Raw genomic sequence first — 20963 nt, 5'->3', positions numbered from 1 at the left:
GCGGCTGCGGCTGCGGCTGCGGCTGCGGGAAGATTGCAGCATGCCCATCCTCAACAAGGACATGGCGGTCTGCATCTCGCTCGCGGGCCGGCCGTCGAACCTCGGCACGCGGTTCCACAACTTCCTCTACGACGAACTCGGCCTGAACTTCATCTACAAGGCGTTCACGACCGATGACCTCGAGGGCGCCGTGCGCGGCATCCGTGCGCTCGGAATTCGCGGATGCTCCGTGTCGATGCCCTTCAAAGAGGCCGTGATACCCCTCGTCGACGTCGTCGAACCCTCGGCCGCGGCGATCGAATCGGTCAACACGATCGTGAACGACGATGGCGTGCTCACGGCGTCGAACACCGATTACGAGGCGATCGCCCAGCTCATCGCCGAGCACGAGCTCGACCCCGCGCAACGCGTGCTCGTGCGCGGTTCGGGCGGAATGGCGAAGGCCGTGGTCGCGGCATTCCGCGGCGCGGGCTTCGACGACGTGGTGATCGTCGCGCGCAACGCATCGCTCGGGCCGGCGCTCGCCGGGCAGTAGGGCTACGCGTGGACGCCGACCGACCCCGAGCCCGGCGCCGACGTCATCGTGAACGTCACCCCGCTCGGCATGCAGGGGGCGGATGCCTCGGCGCTCTCGTTCTCGGCGGAGCATGTCGGCGCGGCATCCGTGGTGTTCGACGTCGTCGCGTTCCCGGCGGAGACGCCGCTCGTCTTCGCCGCGCGGGCCGCCGGCAAGCTCGTGATCAGCGGGGCCGAGGTGCACGCGATGCAGGCCGCCGCGCAGTTCGAGCGCTACACGGGCGTGCCGCTCACGCGTGAGCAGATCGAGCGCGCCGCCGCGTTCTCACGCGCCGAGTAGCCCCACCGCCGGTCGAGGAGCGCGCGACGAAGGAGCCCCCAACCGCCGGTCGAGTAGCGCGCGACGAAGGAGCCCCCACCGCCGGTCGAGTAGCGCGCGACGAAGGAGCCCGCCACCGCCGGTCGAGTAGCGCGCGACGAAGGAGCCCGCGTATCGAGACCCCGCCCCCAGGTCTCGATACGCTCGCTTCGCTCGCTACTCGACCAACGGTCGATTCGACCAACGGTCGATTCGTCAGCGGCGCACGCGGTTGACGAGTGCGGTCCAGATGAGGGCGGTGCTCGAGCACGCGATGAGCGCGACGAAGACCCACGGCAGCCCACCGAGGCCGATCACGCCGAACAGGATCGCGCCGAGCAGCGCCCCGCCGCCGATGCCGGTGTTGAAGGCCGTCGTGTAGATGGATGCCGCGGCATCGCGAATGCGCGCCGACGCCGAGTGCAGCAGCCGGGTGTTGAGCATCGGCGGGAGCGCCCCGAACGCCGTGCCCCACAGGAGGAAGCACGCGATGCCGACGCCCGGCACCTGCGGGAAGAGCGCGAGACCCGCGACACCCAGGCCCGTCGCGATGAGCGCGACGGCGAGACCGACGGTGGGGCGGCGTCCGAGCACGGTTCCCGCGAACACGAGGCCGAACGCGCCCGCGATGCCGTAGGCGAGCAGCATCGGGCTGATCGCACTGGCCGGCAGGCCCATGACCTCGGTGATGAAGGGCGCGACGTAGGTGTAGAAGGTGTACGCACCGACCATCGTGACCGCGGTGATCAGGCACACGACGAGCACCGGCACGAACGTGGCATCACTGCGCAGACGGAGCGGCGCGGCATCCGTCTCGCCCGCATGGTGCCGCACCGGAGGCAGGAATCGCCACACCAGCAGGGCGCCGAGCAGTGTGAGCACGCCGATGCCGGCGAACGCGAGCCGCCAGCCGAAGGCCTGGCCGAGCGCCGTGCCGAGCGGCACGCCGAGCACGAACGCGAGCGAACCGCCCGCGACGCTGATCGAGACCGCGCGGGCGAGCTGTTCCTTCGGTACGAGGTGGCCGGCGTACGCACCGACGACCGACCAGAACAGCCCGTGGGCGGCGCCGCCGAGGATGCGGGTGGCGAGCACCGTGCCGTAGTTCGGCGCGAACGCGGTGAGCACGCAACTGACCGCGAGCACGGCGAGCGTGATGACGATGAGGGTGCGCCGCGGCATCCGCTTGGTCAGGGCCGACAACGGCACCGTGAGCACGACCACGGTCGCGGCGAACACGGTGACGAGCAGGCCGATGAGGGGCTCGCTGACCTCGAGCTCTCGGCTCATGTCGGGCAGCAGGCCCGTCGGGATCATCTCGATCGTGACCGAGAGGAAGACGGCGGCGGCGAGCACGATGAGGCCGAGCCACGGGAACGGCGGCGCGACGGCGGGCGTGGTATCGGTTCGGTCGACGGGAGTTGACGGCGTCATGGGAGTACCTGAGCGAAGGGCGTTCCCCGCGCGCGGCGGGGCGGGGCTCCGCGAGTGGCCGACGGCGGGTCGACTGCGCGCTGATGTGCGCGCCCAGGGCCGCCGAGAATGCGGCGACCGCGTTCAGTCTACAGAGCGGATGCCGCGGGGTGGCGGGCGGGCGTCGGGCGTCGTGGTTGCGGGGGCGACGCGCTTCGGTCCGCAGTTCGGGGCGACACTTTCGAGTTCTCCACATTCGAAGTTCTCTTCGAATTTCTGACTGATTTCCGCTAGAATCGCAGCATGCCCGAAGCCCCCGCAGCACTCCGCGAACTCGAAGCGGTCTGCGCGTCGGTGCTGCAGGAGTGGGCGGGAGCGCTGCTCGCCGCCTCGCGCGACCCTGAGGCCGACATCGGCGTCATGAGCGACGACGGGCTCATGCGGGCGACCGAGTCGCTGGCCAGGCTCGGGCGCCGCGTCGAGGCCCTGCAGGCACGTTGCGCCGCCGGCATCGCCGAGCGCTCGCGTGGCGACGCAGACGGCGACGACCTGTCGCGCAAGCACGGCTTCTCCTCGCCTGAGCGGCTGATCGCACAGACGACCGGCGGTCGTTACTCCGATGCTGCACGGCTCGTCGCGGTGGGTCAGGCGACGAGCCATCGTGCGTCTTTCACCGGCGAGGCACTGCCCCCGCGGCATCCGCATGTGGCTGCCGCGCTCGATGCCGGCACGCTCGGCGTCGCTGCGGCTGAGGTCATCCGCCGGTTCGTCGACCAATTGCCGCCGACCGTCGCGTGCGACGAGGCCGACGCCGCTGAACTGCTCCTCGTCGACCGTGCACCGGCGGTCGGCGTCGACGGGCTCACGCGCTTGATCAAGCAGCTCGAGGCGCACCTCGATCCCGACGGCGTGAAGCCGCGCGAAGACGAGCTCCGTTCCCGGCGAGGTCTCTCCATCTGGCAAGACGCGGCGGGCATGATCAACCTGAAGGGCGCGTTCGATCCGGCGAACGGGGCGCCGATCAAGCTCGCGATCGAGGCGCTGGTCGGTGCCGAGCTGCACCGCGCGCGAGATGCGAAGCGTCCGTTCGGGGCGATGGGCGACCGCACGGCGCGCGACGCCGGCGCCGTCCGCTCCGACTCCGGCGACGGCTCCGACTCCGACTCCGGCGATGGCGATGGCGAGGTCGAGGCGACCGACCCCGTCTTCCGTGAAGAGCGCACGATCGGGCAGATGAACGCCGACGCGCTGGCCGACATCGCGAGGCTGTCCCTCTCGAGCGCGGCCGCACCACCCGCACTTCGAGGGGTGAGCGTCGTCGCCCGCATCGACGTCGATGCGTTCGTGACCGGGCGCGGGCACGCGAACATCGACGGTGTCGACCAGCCTGTGTCCGCCGCCACCGCGCGCGAACTCGCCGAGTCGGCCGGGGTCGCTCCGCTGCTCATGCGCGATGGTTGCGAACCACTCGAACTCGGCCGCGCGGCGAGGCGATTCTCCCCTGCCCAGAAGATCGCGCTCGTCGAACGAGACGGCGGCTGCGCCTGGCCAGGTTGCCACCGGCCCCCATCGCATGCTCAGGCCCACCACATCGCGTGGTGGAAGCGCCACCGTGGCCGCACCGACGTGGCGAACGGCATCATGCTGTGCAGCTTCCATCATCATCGGGTCCACGACGACGGGTGGAGCATCTTCATCCGCGATGCGCGCAGCTGGTTCGTTCCGCCGGTACACCTCGACCCCGAGCAGCGGCCACGACCGGGCAACGTGGCCGCGCGTCACCTCCTGTCTCGCCATGGGCCGGCACGGCATCCCGACGATTCGTCGCAGGTCGAACGGCAGCGGTCGTTGCCCACGCCTTCGCCCGCGCCCGTGCCCACCTCCGTTCCCACCACAGCAGACTCCGCCGGCGGACTGGTCACCGCGGTCGCGTGAGACCCGGTCTGGGGCGCCGCGGTCGCACCGCAACCACCGGTCGGCGAGCGCCGCGGTCGCACCGCAACGGCCGGTAGACTTCTGGGGTCAGGCATCCGCCCCGCGGCATCCGCTCGCCGCCGTTCTCTGGAGCTCGCCACTCGTGACCACTGAAGCCCCCGCCAACACCGCTGCCCCTTCGACAGGCTCAGGGAGCATCGCGACGCCGGTGCTCGACACCGTCGAGGTCGCCGCAGTGACGCCCGAGAAGGAACAGCCGTACGCCGCGCTGGGCCTGAAGCCCGACGAGTACGAGCGCATCCGCAACATCCTCGGCCGCCGCCCCACGAGCGCCGAGCTCGCGATGTACTCGGTCATGTGGAGCGAGCACTGCTCCTACAAGTCGAGCAAGATCTACCTGAAGCAGTTCGGCAAGAAGGTCACGCCCGAGATGAAGAAGAACCTCATGGTGGGCATGGGCGAGAACGCGGGCGTCATCGACGTCGGCGAGGGCTGGGCGGTCACCTTCAAGATCGAGAGCCACAACCACCCGAGCTACATCGAGCCGTTCCAGGGCGCAGCAACCGGCGTCGGCGGCATCGTGCGCGACATCATCTCCATGGGCGCCCGCCCGGTCGCGGTCATGGACGCCCTGCGGTTCGGCGCGATCGACCACCCCGACACTGCACGCGTCGTGCACGGCGTCGTGTCGGGCATCAGCTTCTACGGCAACTGCCTCGGCCTGCCGAACATCGGCGGCGAGACCTGGTTCGACCCGGTATACCAGGCGAACCCGCTCGTCAACGCCCTCGCGGTCGGCGTCATGCGCCACGAAGACCTGCATCTCGCCAACGCGAAGGGCGCGGGCAACAAGGTCGTGCTCTTCGGCGCACGCACGGGCGGCGACGGCATCGGCGGCGCGTCGATCCTCGCCTCCGACACCTTCGCCGAGGGCGGCCCGACCAAGCGCCCCGCGGTGCAGGTCGGCGACCCCTTCGCCGAGAAGGTGCTCATCGAGTGCTGCCTCGAGCTCTTCGCGGGCGACCTCGTCGAGGGCATCCAAGACCTCGGGGCGGCCGGCATCTCGTGCGCGACCTCCGAGCTCGCGTCGAACGGTGACGGCGGCATGGCGATCGTGCTCGACGACGTGCTGCTGCGCGACCCCACCCTCACGCCCGAAGAGATCCTCATGAGCGAGAGTCAAGAGCGCATGATGGCGATCGTGCGCCCCGAGAAGCTCGCCGGCTTCCTCGAGGTCGTCGCGAAATGGGACGTCGAGACGAGCGTGCTCGGCGAGGTCACCGACACCGGTCGCCTCAGCATCATGTGGCACGGCGAAGAGATCGTGAACGTCGACCCGCGCACCGTCGCCGTCGACGGCCCCGTCTACGAGCGCCCCGTCGCCTACCCCACCTGGATCGACGCGCTGCAGGCCGACACCGCCGCGAAGCTCGACCGGCCCGCGACGCCTGACGAGATCCGCGCGCAGTTCCTGCAGCTCATCGGCTCGGCGAACCAGGCGGATGCCGCGTGGGTCACGAACCAGTACGACAAGTACGTGCTCGGCAACACCGCGCTCAGCTACCCCGATGACGCCGGCATGGTGCGCGTCGACGAGGAATCCGGCCTCGGCGTCTCGATCGCAACCGACGCCAACGGGCGTTACTCGCAGCTCGACCCGCGCCAGGGTGCGAAGCTCGCCCTCGCCGAGGCGTACCGCAACGTCGCCGTCTCGGGCGCGGTGCCCGCGGCCGTCTCCGACTGCCTGAACTTCGGCTCCCCCGAGAACCCCGAGGTCATGTGGCAGTTCTCCGAGACCGTCGAGGGCCTCTCCGACGGATGCCTCGAGCTCGGCATCCCCGTCACGGGCGGCAACGTGAGCTTCTACAACCAGACCGGCGACGTGCCGATCCACCCGACGCCGGTGATCGCCGTGCTCGGCGTGATCGACGACGTCGCCCGCCGCATCCCGTCGGGCTGGCAGGATGACGGGCACAACATCTACCTGTTGGGCGACACCGCGCTCGAGCTCGACGGCTCCGCATGGGCCGGCGTCGTGCACGGCCACCTCGGCGGTCGCCCGCCGGCCGTCGACCTCGCCGGTGAGAAGCGTCTCGCCGAGCTGCTCAACGCAGCGGCGATCGAGGGGCTCATCGACTCGGCCCACGACCTCTCCGATGGCGGCCTCGCCGTCGCCCTCGCCGAAGCCGTCGGCCGTTTCGGCCTCGGCGCCCGCGTGGTGCTCGACGAGGTCGCCGGCGACGCCGGCATCGACCTCGCGACCGCGCTCTTCTCCGAGTCCGCCGGCCGGGTCATCGTGACGGTGCCCCGCGAAGACGACGTGAAGTTCCGCGGCCTCTGCGAGGGCCGCGACTACCCGGTGCGGCGCATCGGCGTGACGGATGCGACATCCGCCGCCCTCGAAGTGCAGGGCCTCTTCACCGTGTCGATCGACGAGCTGCGCGGTGTGAATCGCGCACCGCTCGCCGAGGCGTTCGGCCCCGTCGTCGGGTACTGACGCACGCCGGTCGAGTTGTTGGTCGAGGCTTGGGTCGAGTAGCGAAGCGTATCGAGACCCAGAAGCGTATCGAGACCCAGAAGCGTATCGAGACCCGATGACCGAGCCCGACGGAACCGCATACACCGAGGCCTACGCCGCATCGCACGGCAGATTCGCGGTCATCCCGGCCGCCTACGTGGTGCTCCGCAGCGGCGACGAGGTACTGCTGCAGCTGCGCCGCGGCACGGGCTACTTCGACGAGTACTGGGCGTGCGGCGCGGCCGGTCATGTCGAGGCCGGAGAGTCGCTGCTCGCGGCCGCGGTTCGCGAGACCCACGAAGAGCTCGGCGTCGATCTCGACGAGTCGGCGCTCACGGTGCTGACCGTCATGCATCGCACCGGCGGCGCGCCGCACCGGGCGATCGAGGAGCGCATCGACGTGTTCTTCGCCGCCACCGAATGGCGCGGCGAGCCGCGCCCGATGGAAGACAAGGCGGCCGAACTCGGCTGGTTCACACTCGACGCGCTGCCCGAGCCCGTCGTGCCGCACGAGTTCGCCGTGCTCGAGGCGATGCGCGACGGCCGTCTCTCCCCCATCACGCCGTACGGGTTCTGACAGTGGCTCCCGATTCCTTGCCGCTCGCCCTCATCTGGGTGCCGGTCGCCCTGCTCGCGATCGCCATCGTGGTCGGCATCGTCGTGCGCTGGATCCGTGCTCTGCGCGGCACGCAGGACTCGATCATCGAGTCGGTGCAGGAGCAGGAGTCGCACGGCTCGGAGCGCGGCACGGGCGACGGCGACACCAGCCCGCTCAGAAGACGAGGAGACCCGCGAGAAAGCTGAGCCCCATCGTCGCCACGCCGATGCCGATCGTGCGGCGCAGCGCCCGGGGCACGGAGGTGTGCGCCGACAGCGCGATGAGCACGCTCGTCACGGCGAGCGAGATGAGGGTCGCGACGGCGACCGCCCACTCCTCCCAGGCTGCGGGATAGGCGAGCAGCATGATCAGCGGAAGCAGCGAGCCGGTGGCGAGTGCCGCCGCGTTCGCGAGCGCGCCGAGCAACGGGCCCGAGGCCGGCATCGGGTCGTCGATGCCGTGCTCCGCCTCGAGTTGGGCAGCCACGGCGTCGTGCGCATGCATCCGCTCGGCAACGTCGCGCGCCAACCCGGGTGGCACCCCTCGCTCGACGAAGTGCTCGGCCAGGTCGGCGAGATCGTCGCTGGCATCCTCGCGGATATCGCGCTCCGTCTCGGCGATCAGCGCTTGCTCGTTGTCGCGCTCGGCCGCGAGCTCGGCGTACTTCGCCCCGAAGCCCGCGACGGATCCCGCGACGAGAGCCGAGAGCGAGGCGACGAGGAGCGTCGTGCTCGATGCGCCGGCGCCGGCGAAACCGAGCAGCACACCGGCGGTGGTGATGATGCCGTCGTTGGCGGCGACGGCGAAGTCGCGGGCCGCGTCGGTGCGGTACCACCTCATGCGCCCTCCCCGTGCCGATGCACCCATTCTGGCGGTGAACACCCGAATGCACGGGGCAAGTCGATAGCCTGTCGGTGACGAGCAACTGCTGCGTACGACTGCGACGAACGGATGAGACATTGGACGGATTCTTCGCCTGGAACCTCGTCGCACTCGTCGTGGGCGTCGGGTACCTCGCCGTCATCGTCTGGGTCGTGTCGCGCATCTTCCGCACCGACGAGCTGAACGAGCTCGAGCGGTGGGTCTGGGCGATCGCCGTGATGTGCTTCCCGCTCGTCGGATCGATCGTGTGGTTCGCCGCCGGCCCGCATCCATTCGGCATCCGCATCACTCGCGACCTCCGCTAGCATCTCGCACAGCCGACCAGACGGCGGCCCACTGCCGCCCGGTGAGGCGGCTGGGCAGCACCCGATCGGGCAACTCGAGTGAGCGCAGCAGGCGCCGGGCTCGTTCGATGCGCATCGGCCGGGAGGTGCGTGCGAGGATCTGCGCCAATCCGTTGCCCCGCCCCCGGTAGACCTCGGCGACGAACCCCTGGTACGCCGCGAGCTGAGCCTCCGCGACGAGTGGCTGCCGGCGACGTTCGATGCTGAACACCCCGCCGTCGACCGAGGGGGCGGGGCGGAACGCACGGGCCGGCACCCGGTCGTGCAGGTTGAACGCGAACCACGGATGCCACTGCGCCGTCAGGAGACTCGAGCCGCCGACCCCGCAGCGGCGCCGGGCGACCTCCCACTGGGTGAGGAGGATCGCGTCGGTCCAGTGCGCGCGGGCGAGGAGCGAACGCATGATGGCCGTCGTGAGATGGAACGGCACGTTGCCGACGACGACGTGCGGCTCGACGGGGTACCGCCACGCGAGCGCGTCGGCCTGCACGACTGTCGCCGCACTGCCGAGATCACGACGCAGCGTGGCCGCTCGCCGAGGGTCGATCTCGAGCGCGGTGAGCGGCCTCCCGAGGTCGACGAGCGGGCGAGTGAGTGCACCGCTCCCGGCACCGAGCTCGACGATCGGGCCGCGTGTCGCGGCCGTCAGCGAGATGAGTCGGTCGATGACGCGGCGGTCGACGAGGAAGTTCTGGCCGAGTTCGTGCCGGCCGCCGACGTCGGACGCAAATGGGTGGGCAGAGGTGGAAGAAGAAGTGTGTGTGCGCAATGAAAGCTCCGCTGGCGAGGATCGTCAGCCGGGCACGCCGAAGACGCACCGCGGCCAGGAAATGGCCGAGGCGGAGGGACGCGAAAAGTGTTCGGTCGCCCCGCCTCAGGCGGTGCGGGGCCGAATGATCATTGCCGAGAAATTACAGGACACGATCGTCGACACTAGCAAATGCGCAAATCGCGCGCAGCCCGGAAGCAGCTCAGGCGCCCGACGGCGGGTTCACGAGCAGCTCGATGCGGTCGGCGAGATACCGGTCGAGGGCGGTGAGCGCGTCGGGCCCGGCCGGATTCCAGCGTACGAACACCGCATCGCCGACGACCACGAGGGGTCCGGATGCCCCGGCGCCAGCCAGTTCGACGTGGCTGACCGGTGCCGCGTCGAAGTTCACGGTCTCGCCCTCGCTGAAGCCGCCCTTGATCGCGGCAGCCCGAAAGGCGCGCTGCTCGGCGATCGCCGCCGCCGGTGTGCTGCGACGGGCTGGAAGTTCGGCCCGCACCACCCTGCCTGTCGCGAAGAGGTCGCCGTCGGCAGCGAGGAGCAGCGCACCGAGCCGCCACACCCGGCCGAGCGAGCTCATCCGCGCAGCGCGCGGGATTCCCACGACTCGCCGTTCCGGCACGTACTCGGCGAGCGCTTCGTCGCGAGCTGCGCCGGCACGGAGGGCGGCAACGGCCTGCGCGACCGCTTCCGTAACGCGCTGCGCGACGGTGAGCCCGCCGGCATCACCCATGCCGGCCGGCGCGTCGCCCGCGGCATCCGTCATCGCGACCGGCCGATGAGTTCGAGCAGGGCGCGGCCGTAGGCCTCCGAGACATCCGGATGCTCGAAGCGCCGCTGTTCGCCGGCGAGATCGACCTCGACCTCGAACGCGTCGTCGAGTCGCCGGAGCGCACGGAACGTCGATCGCAGCAACTCCCGGAGCTGGTCTTCTCGGGGCAGCCACACGGCGTCACCGATCGAGACCGAATCGAGCGCCCATTCGGTGGTGCCGTTGAACCCGAGGATGGTGCCGGTGGGGAACCGGTGCGCCTCGATCGTCATCTCGCTGACCGTGAAGACATCGGCCTCGACCTCGGTCTCGACCGAGTCGGGCAGGTCGAGCTGAAAGCGGTCACCTGATTCCGGATGCCACGTGAGCCCGGCTTCCCGCAACGCGAGTGCGAGCTCGCGGCTGATCACGCGGCGCCCGCCACGTCGGGCTCTGCCGGTTCGGCCGCGGCGGCCGGCACACTGTAGTTCGCATTCACGAGGATCGGCATGTGATCGGACGAGCCTCGCGTGAGGGTCTCGATGCTGACGATGTCGAGCCCGACCGACGTCGCGAGATCGAAGTGCCCGCGGAAGAACTTGTACCGCGTGTACGTACGCTTGTCGCTGAGGGTCAGGTCGTACCCCGAGTCGCGCACCTTCTCGCCGAGGTTCTCCTTGAAGATCGGGTAGTTGTAGTCGCCGACCATGAGCGTCGGCAGGCCTGGCCCGAGAAACTGCAGCTCGCCGAGCGCGGACTTGATCTGGTGCCGTCGCAACGAGTTGAGCGCGGTCAGCGGCGCCGCATGGAACGAGGCGACGATCACCTCGCGCTGCGCCTCCAGATCGAAGAGACGCACTCCGATGAGCCGCTCGTGAGCGGGGGCCAGCACGCGGTCGTGGAGCGACTTCTTGAGCATGAACGCCTGCACGCGCACCGCCCGGAACCGGTCCGCGCGATAGTACAGCGCGAGGCCGAGGCGGTTGCGCTGCGTCGCATCGGCGAGCTCGAGGTCGTGGATCTGCTGCGGCAGGTCTTGCGTGTCGCACTCCTGGAGGCACAGGATATCGGGCGAGTACCGCTCGACGATGCCGACGAGTTCGCCGCTCGCCCGGTGCTTCCGAAGGTTGTAACTGATCACGCGCATGATCGAATCAGCCTACGACTCCAGGCACCGGACTTGCCCGGAATCTCGCGTGCGGTGCCGTTCGCACAGGAATCGCACCGTCACACGGGCCGTCGGCCGGGCGCCACCCCGACTCGCACATGCAGGCCGGTCGCGGCTTCGTCGATGGCGAGGTCGAGTTCGGTGAGTGGATGCGTCGCGCCCACGAGTTCGTCGAGGGGCAACTCCCGCCACGACCGCTCGAGGAACTCGACCGCGCGCACGAGCTGGTGGGCCGCGTAGTTGTGCACCCCGGTGATCGTCACGAGCCGACGCACGAGCGTTTCGGGGTCGAGGCTCACCGCCGACCCTGGCGAAACACTGCCGACGAGCACGACGACGCCGCCGACCCCGATGGTTTCGACCACGGTGCGCACCGCGGCGGCGGATCCGGATGCCTCGATCGCCACGAGCACTTCGGGCATCCCCCGCGCGGCGAAGCGATCCAGCGCGGACTGGAGCCGTTCGGGAGACTCGCCACGCGCACCCGGGTCGACGGCGACAGCGCCGAGCCGATGGGCGAACGCGCGCCGCGAGGCATCCGGATCGGAGACGATGACCTCGGCGCCCGACTCGATCGCCATCGCCGCGACCGTGAGGCCGATCATTCCCGCCCCGGTCACGAGCATGAGCGCCCCGTCGAGGTCGGCCCGCACGGATGCCGCGTCGAGCGCCGCCACGGCCGTCGCCGTCGCGCACGAGGCGGGCGCCGCCACCGATGCGGGCAGCATCTCGCTCACCTGCACCGTCGTCGTACCGGCGCGCAGCTGCACGTGGGTGGCGAACCCGCCCGAGAGTTCCCAGCCACGGTGCACGCGCTCGTGCCCGTACTTGGCGAGCGACCGGCACTTCTGGGTGAAGCCGCGACGGCACCGATCGCAGTCGCCGCAACTGACGGTGACCGACCAGACGACGCGGTCGCCGAGTCGGAGCGGCACCCCGTCTGCGCGCATCGCGCCCTCGCCGACGGCGACGACGCGGCCGACCTGCTCATGCCCGAGCACCAGGGGCGCGGGCGCGGCGCGATGGCCCCGCACGGTGTGCACGTCGGAGCCGCAGATCGTCGCGAGCTCGACCTCGACGAGGGCTTCCCCCTCTGCAAGCCGCACGCCGGGCGCGGCGAGCGCATCGTGCGGCCGCCCTGGCTCATTCCAGACCATCGCGACGGGCGAGGGTTTCACGATCACGTCGAGTTCACCGACCCGCACTATGGTGTGCATCGAGACTCGCCTACTGCCCGCGCAGGCCGAGCAGCGCGGGCAGTTCGGTGATGCTGTCGATGACGGCGTCGGCACCTGCCGCGTCGAGGGCGTCACGGTCGTGTGCGCCGGTCAGCACGCCGACGACGAGACCCGCGCCGGCGTTCACGCCCGACTCGATGTCGCTCACGGTGTCGCCGACGACGACGATCGCATCGACCGCCGACGCACCCGTGCGCAGCAACGCCGTGAGCGGCAGGTCGGGGTACGGCCGGCCACGGCCGGCATCGGCCGGCGACAGCACGAGGTCGACGAGGCCGTGCCAACCGAGCGAGTCGATGATCGCGTCCCGGGTGACGGCCGAGAATCCGGTGGTGAGCGCGACGGATGCCCCGGCCTCGCGCAACTCCCTGATGACGTCGGCTGCGCCCGCGATCTCGGCGACGCCCTCGCTCGCGACGAGCTCCGCGTAGGCGCCCTCGAACGCCGTGTTCGCCCGCTGCGCGGCAGCTTCGTCGCCGTCGCTGAGCACGCGGAAGACCTCGATCTTCGACTGCCCCATGGTGTCGCGTACGTACTCGAGCGCCGTCTCGAACTCCCCCTCGGGCACGATGCCGGTGCGATCGGCGGCGAGCGCGAACGCCCGCTCCACGACGCCGTCGTCGGCCACCGTCGTGCCGGCCATGTCGAGCACGACGAGTTCGACGACGCCGTCTTCGAACTCGTCGTCGAGGTCATCGGCATCGAGCTCGCGCTCGAGGTCGAGGTCGCGTTCGAGGTCGTCGGCTTCGAGATCGGCGGCCGCCTCGGTGACTTCGCCGAGTTCGGCCGGTCCGTCGATCTCGTCGAATTCGTCGTCTACGACGCCGACGGGCGGGTTCGTGGTCATGATGCGCCTTTCTGCAGGGTGGTCGTGAAGGTGTCGACGACGTGGTCGGCGAGCCCGAGCCCCGTCGTCATGCCGATGCCGGTCGTGGCTGCGACGAGGTGCACGCCGGGCTCGACCTCCTCGATGAGGAAGTCGTCGGGCCCGCTCGCGTAGACGCCCTGCCAGCGCTCGACGACGCGCAGAGAATCGATGCCGAAGAGCTCGCGGGTCACGTCGAGGAGCGACTCGAACGCGAACTCGCTCTGGAACGGGGCCACGGTCGCACCGCGAGCGTGCGTGTCGCCCACGATGAGGGTGCCGTCGGGTAGCTGCGTGTACATCTGGTTGAGGTCGAGCGCGGCCAGCGCGGGCTGTTCGGCGTGCAGTCGTTCGCGCAGCGCGGATGCCGCGGAACCGGCTGAGAATGCGCCGTACCGCACGAGCGACCATCCGGTCAGGAGCGGTGCGGCCAGCGGCATCCGCAGCGACGCCGAGACGCGCAGCATGTCGAGTGCGCAGCGCACGATGCCGTGCCGTTCGGCGACCTCGGGGTAGAGCAGGTCGATGTCGTGGTTGACCGCGACGACGACGCGGTCGGCGTCGATGCGGCCTCGACTCGTGTCGACCCGGCCGGGCCGCACACGACCGACCGCGGTGCGGCGTCGGAACTCCACGCCCTCGCGCTCGAGGTGGTCGGCGAGCGCGGCGACGGCCTGACGCGGGTTCGCCTGCAGGTCGCGCGGGAGGAACGCGCCGCCGACGGTCCTGCCCGGGGCCAGCGGCATCCGCTCATCGGTGTCGGCTGCTGAGAGGAGCTCGACCTCACCAGCGCCGCGCACGCCGGCGAACTCGCGCAGCACTGCGAGCTCGTCGTCGTGACGCGCGGCGACGAAGGTGCCCGACTCTCGGAGCCACACCCCCGCGTCCCGCGCGAGGCCGAGCCACAGTTCCCGCGATGCGAGCGCGAACTCGCGGGCGAGCCCGGCTTGCGGTGTGAAGCACAGATGGCCGAAATTGCGCACGGATGCCCCGGACGGCTCGCTGCCCCGTTCGATCACGACGACCCGCTGCCCGCGCCGATGGGCGGCGAGCGCCGCGCCGAGGCCGATGACTCCCGAGCCGACGACGGCGACGTCGTAGCCTGCACTGCTCATCGAAACACCCGCCGCATCCACATGGCGATGCCCTCGACGATCAGCACCGTGACGAGGATCATCAGCACGATCGCGGTGACGACCGCATAGTTCGAGCCCTGCCCGGCGTTCAGCAGGTAGTAACCGATGCCGCCGCCGCCCACGATGCCGAGGATCGTCGCCGCGCGGATGTTGGTGTCGAGCAGGTAGAAGCTGTGGCCGATGAGCGCGCGAGTGCCCTGCGGCACGGTCGCCGAGGCGTAGACCTGGCCGCGACTCGCACCGGTCGCCCGCAGTGCCCGCTCGGGGCCTGGCTTCACCTCTTCGAAGGAGTCGGCGATGAGCTTGCCGAGCAGGCCGATGCCACCGAACGCGAGCGCGAGCGTGCCGGCCTGGCTGCCGAGGCCCGTGATGACGATGAGCACGATCGCGAGGATCACCTCGGGGATGCCGCGGATGACGACGAGCAGCAACCGCATCGAGGTGCGCACCGCGGCGTTCGGGGCGACGTTGCGCGCGGCGAGCGATCCGATGAAGACCGACACGACGAACGAGAGCAGGGTCGCGGCGAGCGCGATACCGATCGTCTGCGCCATCGCGCCGAACATCGTGGCGGCGTCGTAGTTGCCGAAGCTCGGCGGCCAGAACGCCGCGGCGATCGCCGGCACCTTCGCCCAGAACGTGATGAGGTCGCCCCACTGGATGTTGCAGACGAGCACGCTGCCGACGACGACCGCGAGCGCGATCCAGCCCCAGGCGGCGTTGCGGATCCGCACGGCGTCCCACGGGCGGCGAAGCGCCGCCGCAATCGTCGGTCGAGTAGCCGACGAAATCTTCGTCGGTCGAGTAGCCGACGAAGGAGGCGTATCGAGACCCGCCGAGGCGGTCTCGAGACGCTCGCCGGCGCTCGCTCCTCGACCAGCGGCTGCACGATCCTTGATGTTCGCAACCCCGCGCACCATCCGGTCGCCGAGGCCCCGCCCCGTCGGCGCCACGCCCAGCATGGCCTGCCGAACGACGCTCGAGACGATCTCCATCACGACGCAGAGCGCGAACATGACGAGCGCGATGCCGAGCCCCTCGGAGTAGTTCAGCGACTTGAACGCGAACGACATCTCCATGCCGAGACCGACGACGCCCACATAGCCGAGCACGACCGAGCCGCGCAGGTTGATGTCGTTGCGGTGCAGCACGGTCGCGACCCACGACGGCAGCACTTGCGGGAGGATGCCGCTCGTGAACTCCTGCAGCTTCGAGCCGCCGGCAGCACGGACGGCGCGGCGCGGACCCTCGTCGATCTGCTCGATGGCGTCGGCGAAGAGCTTCGAGATCATCCCGATCGAGTGGATGCCGATCGCGAGGATGCCGGGCAGCGAACCGAGCGAGAACATGAGCACGAAGACCATCGCGAGCACGACATCCGGGATCGCACGGGTGAGCACCGTGACGAAACGGCCGAACGCCTGCCAGCCCCGGCCCGGTGTCGTGTTCGATGCAGCGAGGTAGGCGACCGGCACCGAGATGACCGCCGCGAACAGCGTGCCGCAGAGCACGAGACCGATCGTGAGCGCGGTCAGGTAGATGAGCTCCCCCGGCTCGGGGAAGGTGATGGTGCCGACCCGCGCGAAGAACCGCTCGGCGTTGCCCCAGCTCTCGATCATGCTCGGGATCGAGATGCCCGAGTCGGTAATGGCGATGACGGATGCCACGACGATCGCGCCGAGCGTCAGGGCCGCGGCGATCCGTTCGGGTGAGCGTCGGCGACGGGGCGCCCGCTCGGCGAGCGACGACGTCAGTGGCGGCGGAGCCGAAGGGGCCGACGTCACGGTGGTGAGGCTCATGATCGCAGCGCGCCTTCGGGCACGTGGGTCGCGGCGTCGTCGGCCGCGGCATCCGCAAGCTCGGTCTCGATTGCCTCGAGCTCGGTCGTCGAGGTGGCGACCCGGCCGTAGATCTCCATGACCTCCGCCTTGGAGAGGCCCTCGGCCGGCGTGTCGAGCACGACCTCACCGTGGCGCAGACCGACGATGCGGTCGCCCCACGAGAGCGCGAGGTCGACCTGGTGCAGGCTGCACACGACCGTCAGTCCCTCGTCCATCGCGATCTCGCGGATGAGGGACATGACCTGCTCGCTCGACTCGGGGTCGAGCGAGGCGACGGGCTCGTCGGCGAGGAGGATCTCGGGGCCCTGCATGAGCGCTCGCGCGATCGCGACGCGCTGCTGCTGGCCGCCCGAGAGGGTGTCAGCGCGCTGGTAGGCGCGGTCGAGCAGTCCGACCCGGTCGAGATGGCCGAGGGCCGTGAGCTTGAGCCGCCGCGGGTAGCTCCAGAGGCCGAGGCGCGGCCCGCGCAGCTCGGCGAGTGCGCCCGTGAGCACATTCTCGAGCACCGTGAGCGAGGGCACGAGATCGAACTGCTGGAAGACGAAACCCATGCGGCTGCGCAGGGCCCGGAGGCGCCGCCCCGTGAGGCGCGGCACCTCCTGGCCGAGCACCCGCACTGAACCAGAGGTCGGCGTCTCGAGGCCGTCGAGATGCCGCAGCAGCGTCGACTTGCCCGAGCCCGAGAGGCCGAGGAGCACCACGATCTCGCCTCTGGCGACCGTGAGCGATGCCCCCTGCAGCGCCACCGTGCGGCCGAACTCCTTCGTGAGTGCGGTCACCTCGATGACGACTCGATCCTCGTTGCCGACTGGCTTGCTCATGCGGTGCTCCGTGTTCCGGTTCCGTGCAGTTCTTCGACCGTGGGTCAGGTGCCGGGGGTCAGCCCTGGCACTGCTCCGCGTTCGTCTCCTCGCAGATGTCGCGAATCGTGTCGTAGTAGGCGTCGTCGACGGGCGAGGTCGCGAAGAACACACTGCGGAACGCGTCGGTGTCGGCGCTCTCGATGCCCGCGGCGATGATGTCGTCGATCGTGACCTCGCCGAGGATCTCGGTCAGTTGCGTCTTCAGTTCTTCGGGCAGCGTGTTCGAGATGACGATCGGCGCACCCGGCACCATGGTCTCGGCGATGACCTCGACCTTGTCGCTCTTCTCGACCTCGCTGTCTTCGGCGAAGCCGGCCTCGCACTCGACGCCCTCGCCGGTCTTGGTGACCGAGACGTCGTGCTTGCCCGCGAACACCGGCGTGACGTCGGTCTCGGGGTCGATGCCCTCGTTCAGCAGGTTGAAGCTCGGGAACAGGTAGCCCGAGGTCGACGACGGATCGACGAAGCAGACCTTCTTGCCCTCGAACCCGGCGAGGTCGGTGATGTCGCTGCCCTTGGGCACGATCGCCTGCGAGAAGTAACCGGGCTCCTGGCCCTCCTCAGTGATGATCGAGGAGATCGGGGTGAGGGCTGCGCCGTTGTTCGTCGCCGTCACGTAGGTGAAGCCCGAGAAGGAGGCGACGTCGATCTTGCCGGCGACGGCGGCTTCGATGAGCGCGGCGTAGTCGGTCGACTCGTGGTACTCGACCGTCTTGCCGGTCTCCTGCGCGATGTAGTCCATGAGGGGCTGGTAGTTCGTCTCGGTGTCGACCGAGTCGGGCACGACGCCGAAGACGAGGGTGTTCTCGTCGACGGCGAACTTCACATCGCCCGAGGCATCCGCTGCGGAGTCGTCGGCCGCGGAGGGCGACGAACAGGCCGCGAGGCCGACGGCGAGCAGGGCCGCCGCGGCGATCGCGGGCCAGGCCTTGGTGTTGAGCTTCATCGGAAACCTTTCATGACCGCTGCGCCCGGGGCGGGCGCACGCTGTGTGTGTTCCGTTGGCCCACGGTAGGCAGCGGCCGCCAACGCCGGGCGGCGGCGTGGTTACCGGGAGGTGAACCCCGTGCGGCGCGTGAGCGCCATGGCGAATGGATGCAATACCCGCTATTGCATGCAATAATTCTCGATATGACGGTCTACAGCGAACTGCGCGGGCTCGTGCTCGCCGGCGCACTCGACAGCGCGACGAGGTTCAGCGAGTCATCGCTCGCCGAACGGCTCGACGTCAGCAGAACCCCCGTGCGCGAGGCATTGCAGCGGCTCGAAGCCGACGGACTCGTCGTCGCGCAGGGCCGCGGCGTCCGCGTGCACGTGCGCGACGCCGCGGAGCTCGCCGAGTTGTACGAGGCCCGTGCCATGCTCGACGGCCACGCGGCATCCGCTCTCGCGAACCTCGTGCGCCGCGGCGAACTTGCGCCCGCCCGTCTCGCCGAACTCGAAGCCATCGCCGATGACACGGACGCGCTCACGCGCAGCGGCGACCTGCCTGCAGCGACCGAGCGCAATCGCCGCTTCCACCAGCACATCGCCGAGCTCGCCGGCAACACCGTCATCGCCGCGACGCTCGACCGCTATTGGGACCAGATCATCGTCTCGACGCGCCACCGGCTTGGCGAACGCGAGCGCGTGGTGTCCGTTCACGACGAGCACACCGGCATCCTCACCCACATCGTCGCCGGCGACGCCGACGGCGCGCGGGCCGCAGCCTCAGCCCACGCCCTCACGACCAGCCGCATCGCCACCGAACGGAGCCCGGAATGACCACGACCCATCGCTACGAAATTGGCCTGCGCTGGACCGGCAACCTCGGCACCGGCACCTCGACGCATCGCGGGTACGGTCGCGACCACGACGTCACAGCCGACGGCCCTCCGCCGATCGCGGGCTCCTCCGACCCGTCGTTCCGGGGCGACCCCGCGCGCTGGAACCCCGAGCAGCTGCTCGTCGCCTCACTCGCGCAGTGCCACATGCTCTGGTACCTCGCCCTCGCCGCAGGCGCGGGCGTCGTCGTCACCGACTACACGGATGCCCCGACCGGCACGATGCTCGAAGAACCGGGCGGCAGCGGACAGTTCAGTGAAGTCACCCTGCGTCCGCGGGTCACGATCGACGCGAGCAGCGACCCGCAGCTCGCGCACGAACTGCACGAACGCATCGGCGACTACTGCTTCATCGCGCGCTCGGTGAACTTCCCGGTGCTGCACGAAGCGACGACGCTGACCGCCTGAGCCGCGGCGTCAGCGACATCCCCGAGTTGGGTGAAATCAGCCTGACATCGTCGAAGATCAGCGCCGGATGCGCCCAGGCCCCATCGCCGCGCCGAGCCCCACCACGATGATGCCGGCGAAGAGGAACCCGTAACGCCCGGCGATCACGCCGAACGCGGCGAGCAGAACACCGACGACCACCGCGGTGCGCGAGAGCACTCTCCGCACCCTCGGCCGGGCGAAGAAGCCGGGCGCCGGCTCGTCGGGGCTCATACCCCGACGGTGAACGTCGTACTCGTGGCGTGTTCGGCGGCGACCCAGAAGCGCGCGCCGATCGTGGCATCCGTCGACGTGCGGGTCGGCACCTGCAGGGTCGGCGGGCCCTTCGTCGCGTAGCGCGGACCCCAGAACTGGCCGCCTTCGACGTCAGGGGCGGTGAGGGCGTGCAGCGTCGGCTCGGCACCGCGGTGCTTGCCCTGCGCCCACGGCACCGGCAGTGCGTCGGCGAACCGGTCGTCGGCCGTCGCCTCGTTGACCCCGGGCACGATCGGGGTGCGCACGCTGATCGAGTAACCGGGGTAGGCGACGAGGCTCGACGCCGCGGCCGCTCGAGAGGGCATCGTCGCTGCCCTGAGCCGCCGGTCGAGCTCGAAGGCGAACACCTGCATCGCGATCTTCGACTGCGCATACGCACGCCATGGGTCGTAGCCGCGGGTCAGCTGCAGGTCGTCGACCCGGAACGTCGACACCCGGCTCCTCAGCGAACCGACCGCGACGATGCGCGCACCCTGGGCGAGGCGCGGCAGCAGCCGGGCCAGCAGGGCGAAATGGCCGAGCACGTTCGTCGCGAGCACGAGCTCGTTGCCGTCGGGCGACTCGAGGCGCGCGACGGGCGCGCGCACCATACCCGCGTTGGTGACGATGCCGTCGAACGGCGGGTGCTGCACCAGCTGTGCTGCACCGTCGCGCACCGAGTCGAGAGAGGCCATGTCGATGACGAGCGATTCGATGGATGCCTCGGGGCGCGCGCCGTGGATCGCGGCCATGGCCGCCTCGAGCCGCTCGGGGTCATGCCCGACGAGCACGACATGGGCGCCGGCGCCCACGAGCCGTGCCGCCGTGAAGAACCCGAGGTCCGCCGATGCGCCGGTGACGAGGAACCGCTTGCCTGCTTGCGGCGGAAGCGGCGTCGGATACCAGCTCACAGCTCGTCGGCGGTGCCCGACGAACCCACGCCGTTCGCCAGCTCCTCATGATGCTGGATCACCTCGGCGACGACGAAGTTGAACCACTTCTCGGCGAACGCGGGGTCGAGGTGCGCGTCGATCGCGAGACCGCGGAGCCGAGCGATCTGGCGACGTTCACGGGCGGGGTCGCTCGGTGGCAGGCCGTGCGTCGCCTTCAGACGGCCGACCTGCTGCGTGAACTTGAACCGTTCGGCGAGGAGGTGGATGAGGGCGGCGTCGATGTTGTCGATGCTCGAGCGAATGTCGAGGAGCTCGCTCATCGCGGCATCACGTTCGTCGATGGGCCCGTCAGTCATGCTTCGAGCGTAGCG

Annotated in this window: 22 protein-coding genes and 1 pseudogene; 8 read left to right on the top strand and 15 right to left on the bottom strand. The window is 70.0% G+C overall.

Annotated features, from left to right (window positions below; all coding sequences use genetic code 11):
- The first annotated feature begins 40 nt into the window (after positions 1 to 40).
- Positions 41 to 856: pseudogene (locus tag AC1C2R_RS10310) on the top strand (shikimate 5-dehydrogenase).
- A 234-nt stretch (positions 857 to 1090) separates the two neighbouring features.
- Here the strand turns inward: AC1C2R_RS10310 and AC1C2R_RS10305 are convergent.
- Positions 1091 to 2308, bottom strand: a complete 1218-nt coding sequence (locus AC1C2R_RS10305; RefSeq protein ID WP_495352383.1) for an MFS transporter — start codon at positions 2306 to 2308, stop codon at positions 1091 to 1093.
- Positions 2309 to 2590: 282 nt separating this feature from the next.
- Here AC1C2R_RS10305 and AC1C2R_RS10300 point away from each other — a divergent pair, with 282 nt between their 5' ends.
- The 4 genes from AC1C2R_RS10300 (at position 2591) to AC1C2R_RS10285 (ending at position 7544) form a co-directional block, all read left to right on the top strand.
- Positions 2591 to 4222, top strand: coding sequence for a DUF222 domain-containing protein (locus tag AC1C2R_RS10300; RefSeq protein WP_495352382.1), 1632 nt, complete (start codon positions 2591 to 2593; stop codon positions 4220 to 4222).
- Positions 4223 to 4418: 196 nt separating this feature from the next.
- The gene (gene purL, locus AC1C2R_RS10295; RefSeq protein ID WP_495353234.1) at positions 4419 to 6719 is read left to right on the top strand and encodes a phosphoribosylformylglycinamidine synthase subunit PurL; all 2301 of its coding nucleotides are present in this window, start codon (positions 4419 to 4421) and stop codon (positions 6717 to 6719) included.
- A gap of 97 nt (positions 6720 to 6816) precedes the next feature.
- A complete protein-coding gene (locus tag AC1C2R_RS10290) occupies positions 6817 to 7317 on the top strand; it encodes an NUDIX hydrolase (protein WP_495352381.1) in 501 nt (166 codons plus the stop codon).
- A gap of 2 nt (positions 7318 to 7319) precedes the next feature.
- Positions 7320 to 7544, top strand: coding sequence for a hypothetical protein (locus AC1C2R_RS10285; RefSeq protein ID WP_495352380.1), 225 nt, complete (start codon positions 7320 to 7322; stop codon positions 7542 to 7544).
- Here the strand turns inward: AC1C2R_RS10285 and AC1C2R_RS10280 are convergent.
- On the bottom strand, positions 7513 to 8178 hold the full coding sequence (locus AC1C2R_RS10280; RefSeq protein WP_495352379.1) for a VIT1/CCC1 transporter family protein: 666 nt from the start codon (positions 8176 to 8178) through the stop codon (positions 7513 to 7515). The genes AC1C2R_RS10285 and AC1C2R_RS10280 overlap by 32 nt on opposite strands.
- A gap of 119 nt (positions 8179 to 8297) precedes the next feature.
- On the opposite strand from AC1C2R_RS10280, the gene AC1C2R_RS10275 reads away from it, so the two are divergent.
- Positions 8298 to 8525: a PLDc N-terminal domain-containing protein gene (locus tag AC1C2R_RS10275; protein WP_495352378.1), complete on the top strand. Its 228-nt coding sequence runs from the start codon at positions 8298 to 8300 to the stop codon at positions 8523 to 8525.
- Here the strand turns inward: AC1C2R_RS10275 and erm are convergent.
- The 10 genes from erm to AC1C2R_RS10225 all read right to left on the bottom strand — a co-directional run bounded on the left by erm (position 8506) and on the right by AC1C2R_RS10225 (position 18141).
- Positions 8506 to 9333, bottom strand: a complete 828-nt coding sequence (gene erm, locus AC1C2R_RS10270) for a 23S ribosomal RNA methyltransferase Erm (protein WP_495352377.1) — start codon at positions 9331 to 9333, stop codon at positions 8506 to 8508. The genes AC1C2R_RS10275 and erm overlap by 20 nt on opposite strands.
- 202 nt (positions 9334 to 9535) lie before the next feature.
- Positions 9536 to 10099, bottom strand: coding sequence for a hypothetical protein (locus AC1C2R_RS10265; protein ID WP_495352376.1), 564 nt, complete (start codon positions 10097 to 10099; stop codon positions 9536 to 9538).
- Positions 10096 to 10515 (bottom strand): pilus assembly protein CpaE, encoded by a 420-nt coding sequence (locus tag AC1C2R_RS10260; protein ID WP_495352375.1) that lies wholly within the window; start codon positions 10513 to 10515, stop codon positions 10096 to 10098. Before AC1C2R_RS10260 ends, AC1C2R_RS10265 begins: the two co-directional genes overlap by 4 nt.
- Positions 10512 to 11231: an endonuclease/exonuclease/phosphatase family protein gene (locus tag AC1C2R_RS10255; protein WP_495352374.1), complete on the bottom strand. Its 720-nt coding sequence runs from the start codon at positions 11229 to 11231 to the stop codon at positions 10512 to 10514. The genes AC1C2R_RS10260 and AC1C2R_RS10255 overlap by 4 nt, the downstream gene beginning before the upstream one ends.
- An 80-nt stretch (positions 11232 to 11311) precedes the next feature.
- Positions 11312 to 12469, bottom strand: a complete 1158-nt coding sequence (locus AC1C2R_RS10250) for an alcohol dehydrogenase catalytic domain-containing protein (RefSeq protein WP_495352373.1) — start codon at positions 12467 to 12469, stop codon at positions 11312 to 11314.
- A 10-nt stretch (positions 12470 to 12479) separates the two neighbouring features.
- Positions 12480 to 13337: a phosphonatase-like hydrolase gene (locus AC1C2R_RS10245; RefSeq protein ID WP_495352372.1), complete on the bottom strand. Its 858-nt coding sequence runs from the start codon at positions 13335 to 13337 to the stop codon at positions 12480 to 12482.
- Entirely contained in the window at positions 13334 to 14470 is a 1137-nt protein-coding gene (locus AC1C2R_RS10240; protein WP_495352371.1) for a TIGR03364 family FAD-dependent oxidoreductase, read from the bottom strand. Before AC1C2R_RS10240 ends, AC1C2R_RS10245 begins: the two co-directional genes overlap by 4 nt.
- Positions 14467 to 16290: a phosphonate ABC transporter, permease protein PhnE gene (phnE, locus tag AC1C2R_RS10235; RefSeq protein ID WP_495352370.1), complete on the bottom strand. Its 1824-nt coding sequence runs from the start codon at positions 16288 to 16290 to the stop codon at positions 14467 to 14469. The genes AC1C2R_RS10240 and phnE overlap by 4 nt, the downstream gene beginning before the upstream one ends.
- Complete coding sequence (gene phnC / locus AC1C2R_RS10230; RefSeq protein ID WP_495352369.1) at positions 16287 to 17153, bottom strand: phosphonate ABC transporter ATP-binding protein; 867 nt, start codon at positions 17151 to 17153, stop codon at positions 16287 to 16289. The genes phnE and phnC overlap by 4 nt, the downstream gene beginning before the upstream one ends.
- A 58-nt stretch (positions 17154 to 17211) precedes the next feature.
- Positions 17212 to 18141, bottom strand: coding sequence for a phosphate/phosphite/phosphonate ABC transporter substrate-binding protein (locus tag AC1C2R_RS10225; RefSeq protein ID WP_495352368.1), 930 nt, complete (start codon positions 18139 to 18141; stop codon positions 17212 to 17214).
- 185 nt (positions 18142 to 18326) lie between these two features.
- Here AC1C2R_RS10225 and AC1C2R_RS10220 point away from each other — a divergent pair, with 185 nt between their 5' ends.
- Positions 18327 to 18959 carry a GntR family transcriptional regulator gene (locus AC1C2R_RS10220; RefSeq protein WP_495352367.1) on the top strand — a complete coding sequence of 211 codons (633 nt, stop codon included), beginning with the start codon at positions 18327 to 18329 and terminating at the stop codon, positions 18957 to 18959.
- Complete coding sequence (locus AC1C2R_RS10215) at positions 18956 to 19426, top strand: OsmC family protein (protein WP_495352366.1); 471 nt, start codon at positions 18956 to 18958, stop codon at positions 19424 to 19426. The genes AC1C2R_RS10220 and AC1C2R_RS10215 overlap by 4 nt, the downstream gene beginning before the upstream one ends.
- 57 nt (positions 19427 to 19483) lie before the next feature.
- Here the strand turns inward: AC1C2R_RS10215 and AC1C2R_RS10210 are convergent, their stop codons facing one another.
- Genes AC1C2R_RS10210 through AC1C2R_RS10200 form a run of 3 tightly spaced genes read right to left on the bottom strand, consistent with a single transcriptional unit; the run spans position 19484 to position 20948 of the window.
- Positions 19484 to 19678 carry a hypothetical protein gene (locus AC1C2R_RS10210; RefSeq protein ID WP_495352365.1) on the bottom strand — a complete coding sequence of 65 codons (195 nt, stop codon included), beginning with the start codon at positions 19676 to 19678 and terminating at the stop codon, positions 19484 to 19486.
- Entirely contained in the window at positions 19675 to 20610 is a 936-nt protein-coding gene (locus AC1C2R_RS10205) for an SDR family NAD(P)-dependent oxidoreductase (protein ID WP_495352364.1), read from the bottom strand. The genes AC1C2R_RS10210 and AC1C2R_RS10205 overlap by 4 nt, the downstream gene beginning before the upstream one ends.
- The gene (locus AC1C2R_RS10200; protein ID WP_495352363.1) at positions 20607 to 20948 is read right to left on the bottom strand and encodes a chorismate mutase; all 342 of its coding nucleotides are present in this window, start codon (positions 20946 to 20948) and stop codon (positions 20607 to 20609) included. The genes AC1C2R_RS10205 and AC1C2R_RS10200 overlap by 4 nt, the downstream gene beginning before the upstream one ends.
- Positions 20949 to 20963: the final 15 nt, after the last annotated feature.

Source organism: Agromyces sp. Y182 (assembly GCF_059445385.1).
Note: the sequence above shows the minus strand (reverse complement) of the source record. Positions and strands in the feature narration are given on the sequence as shown.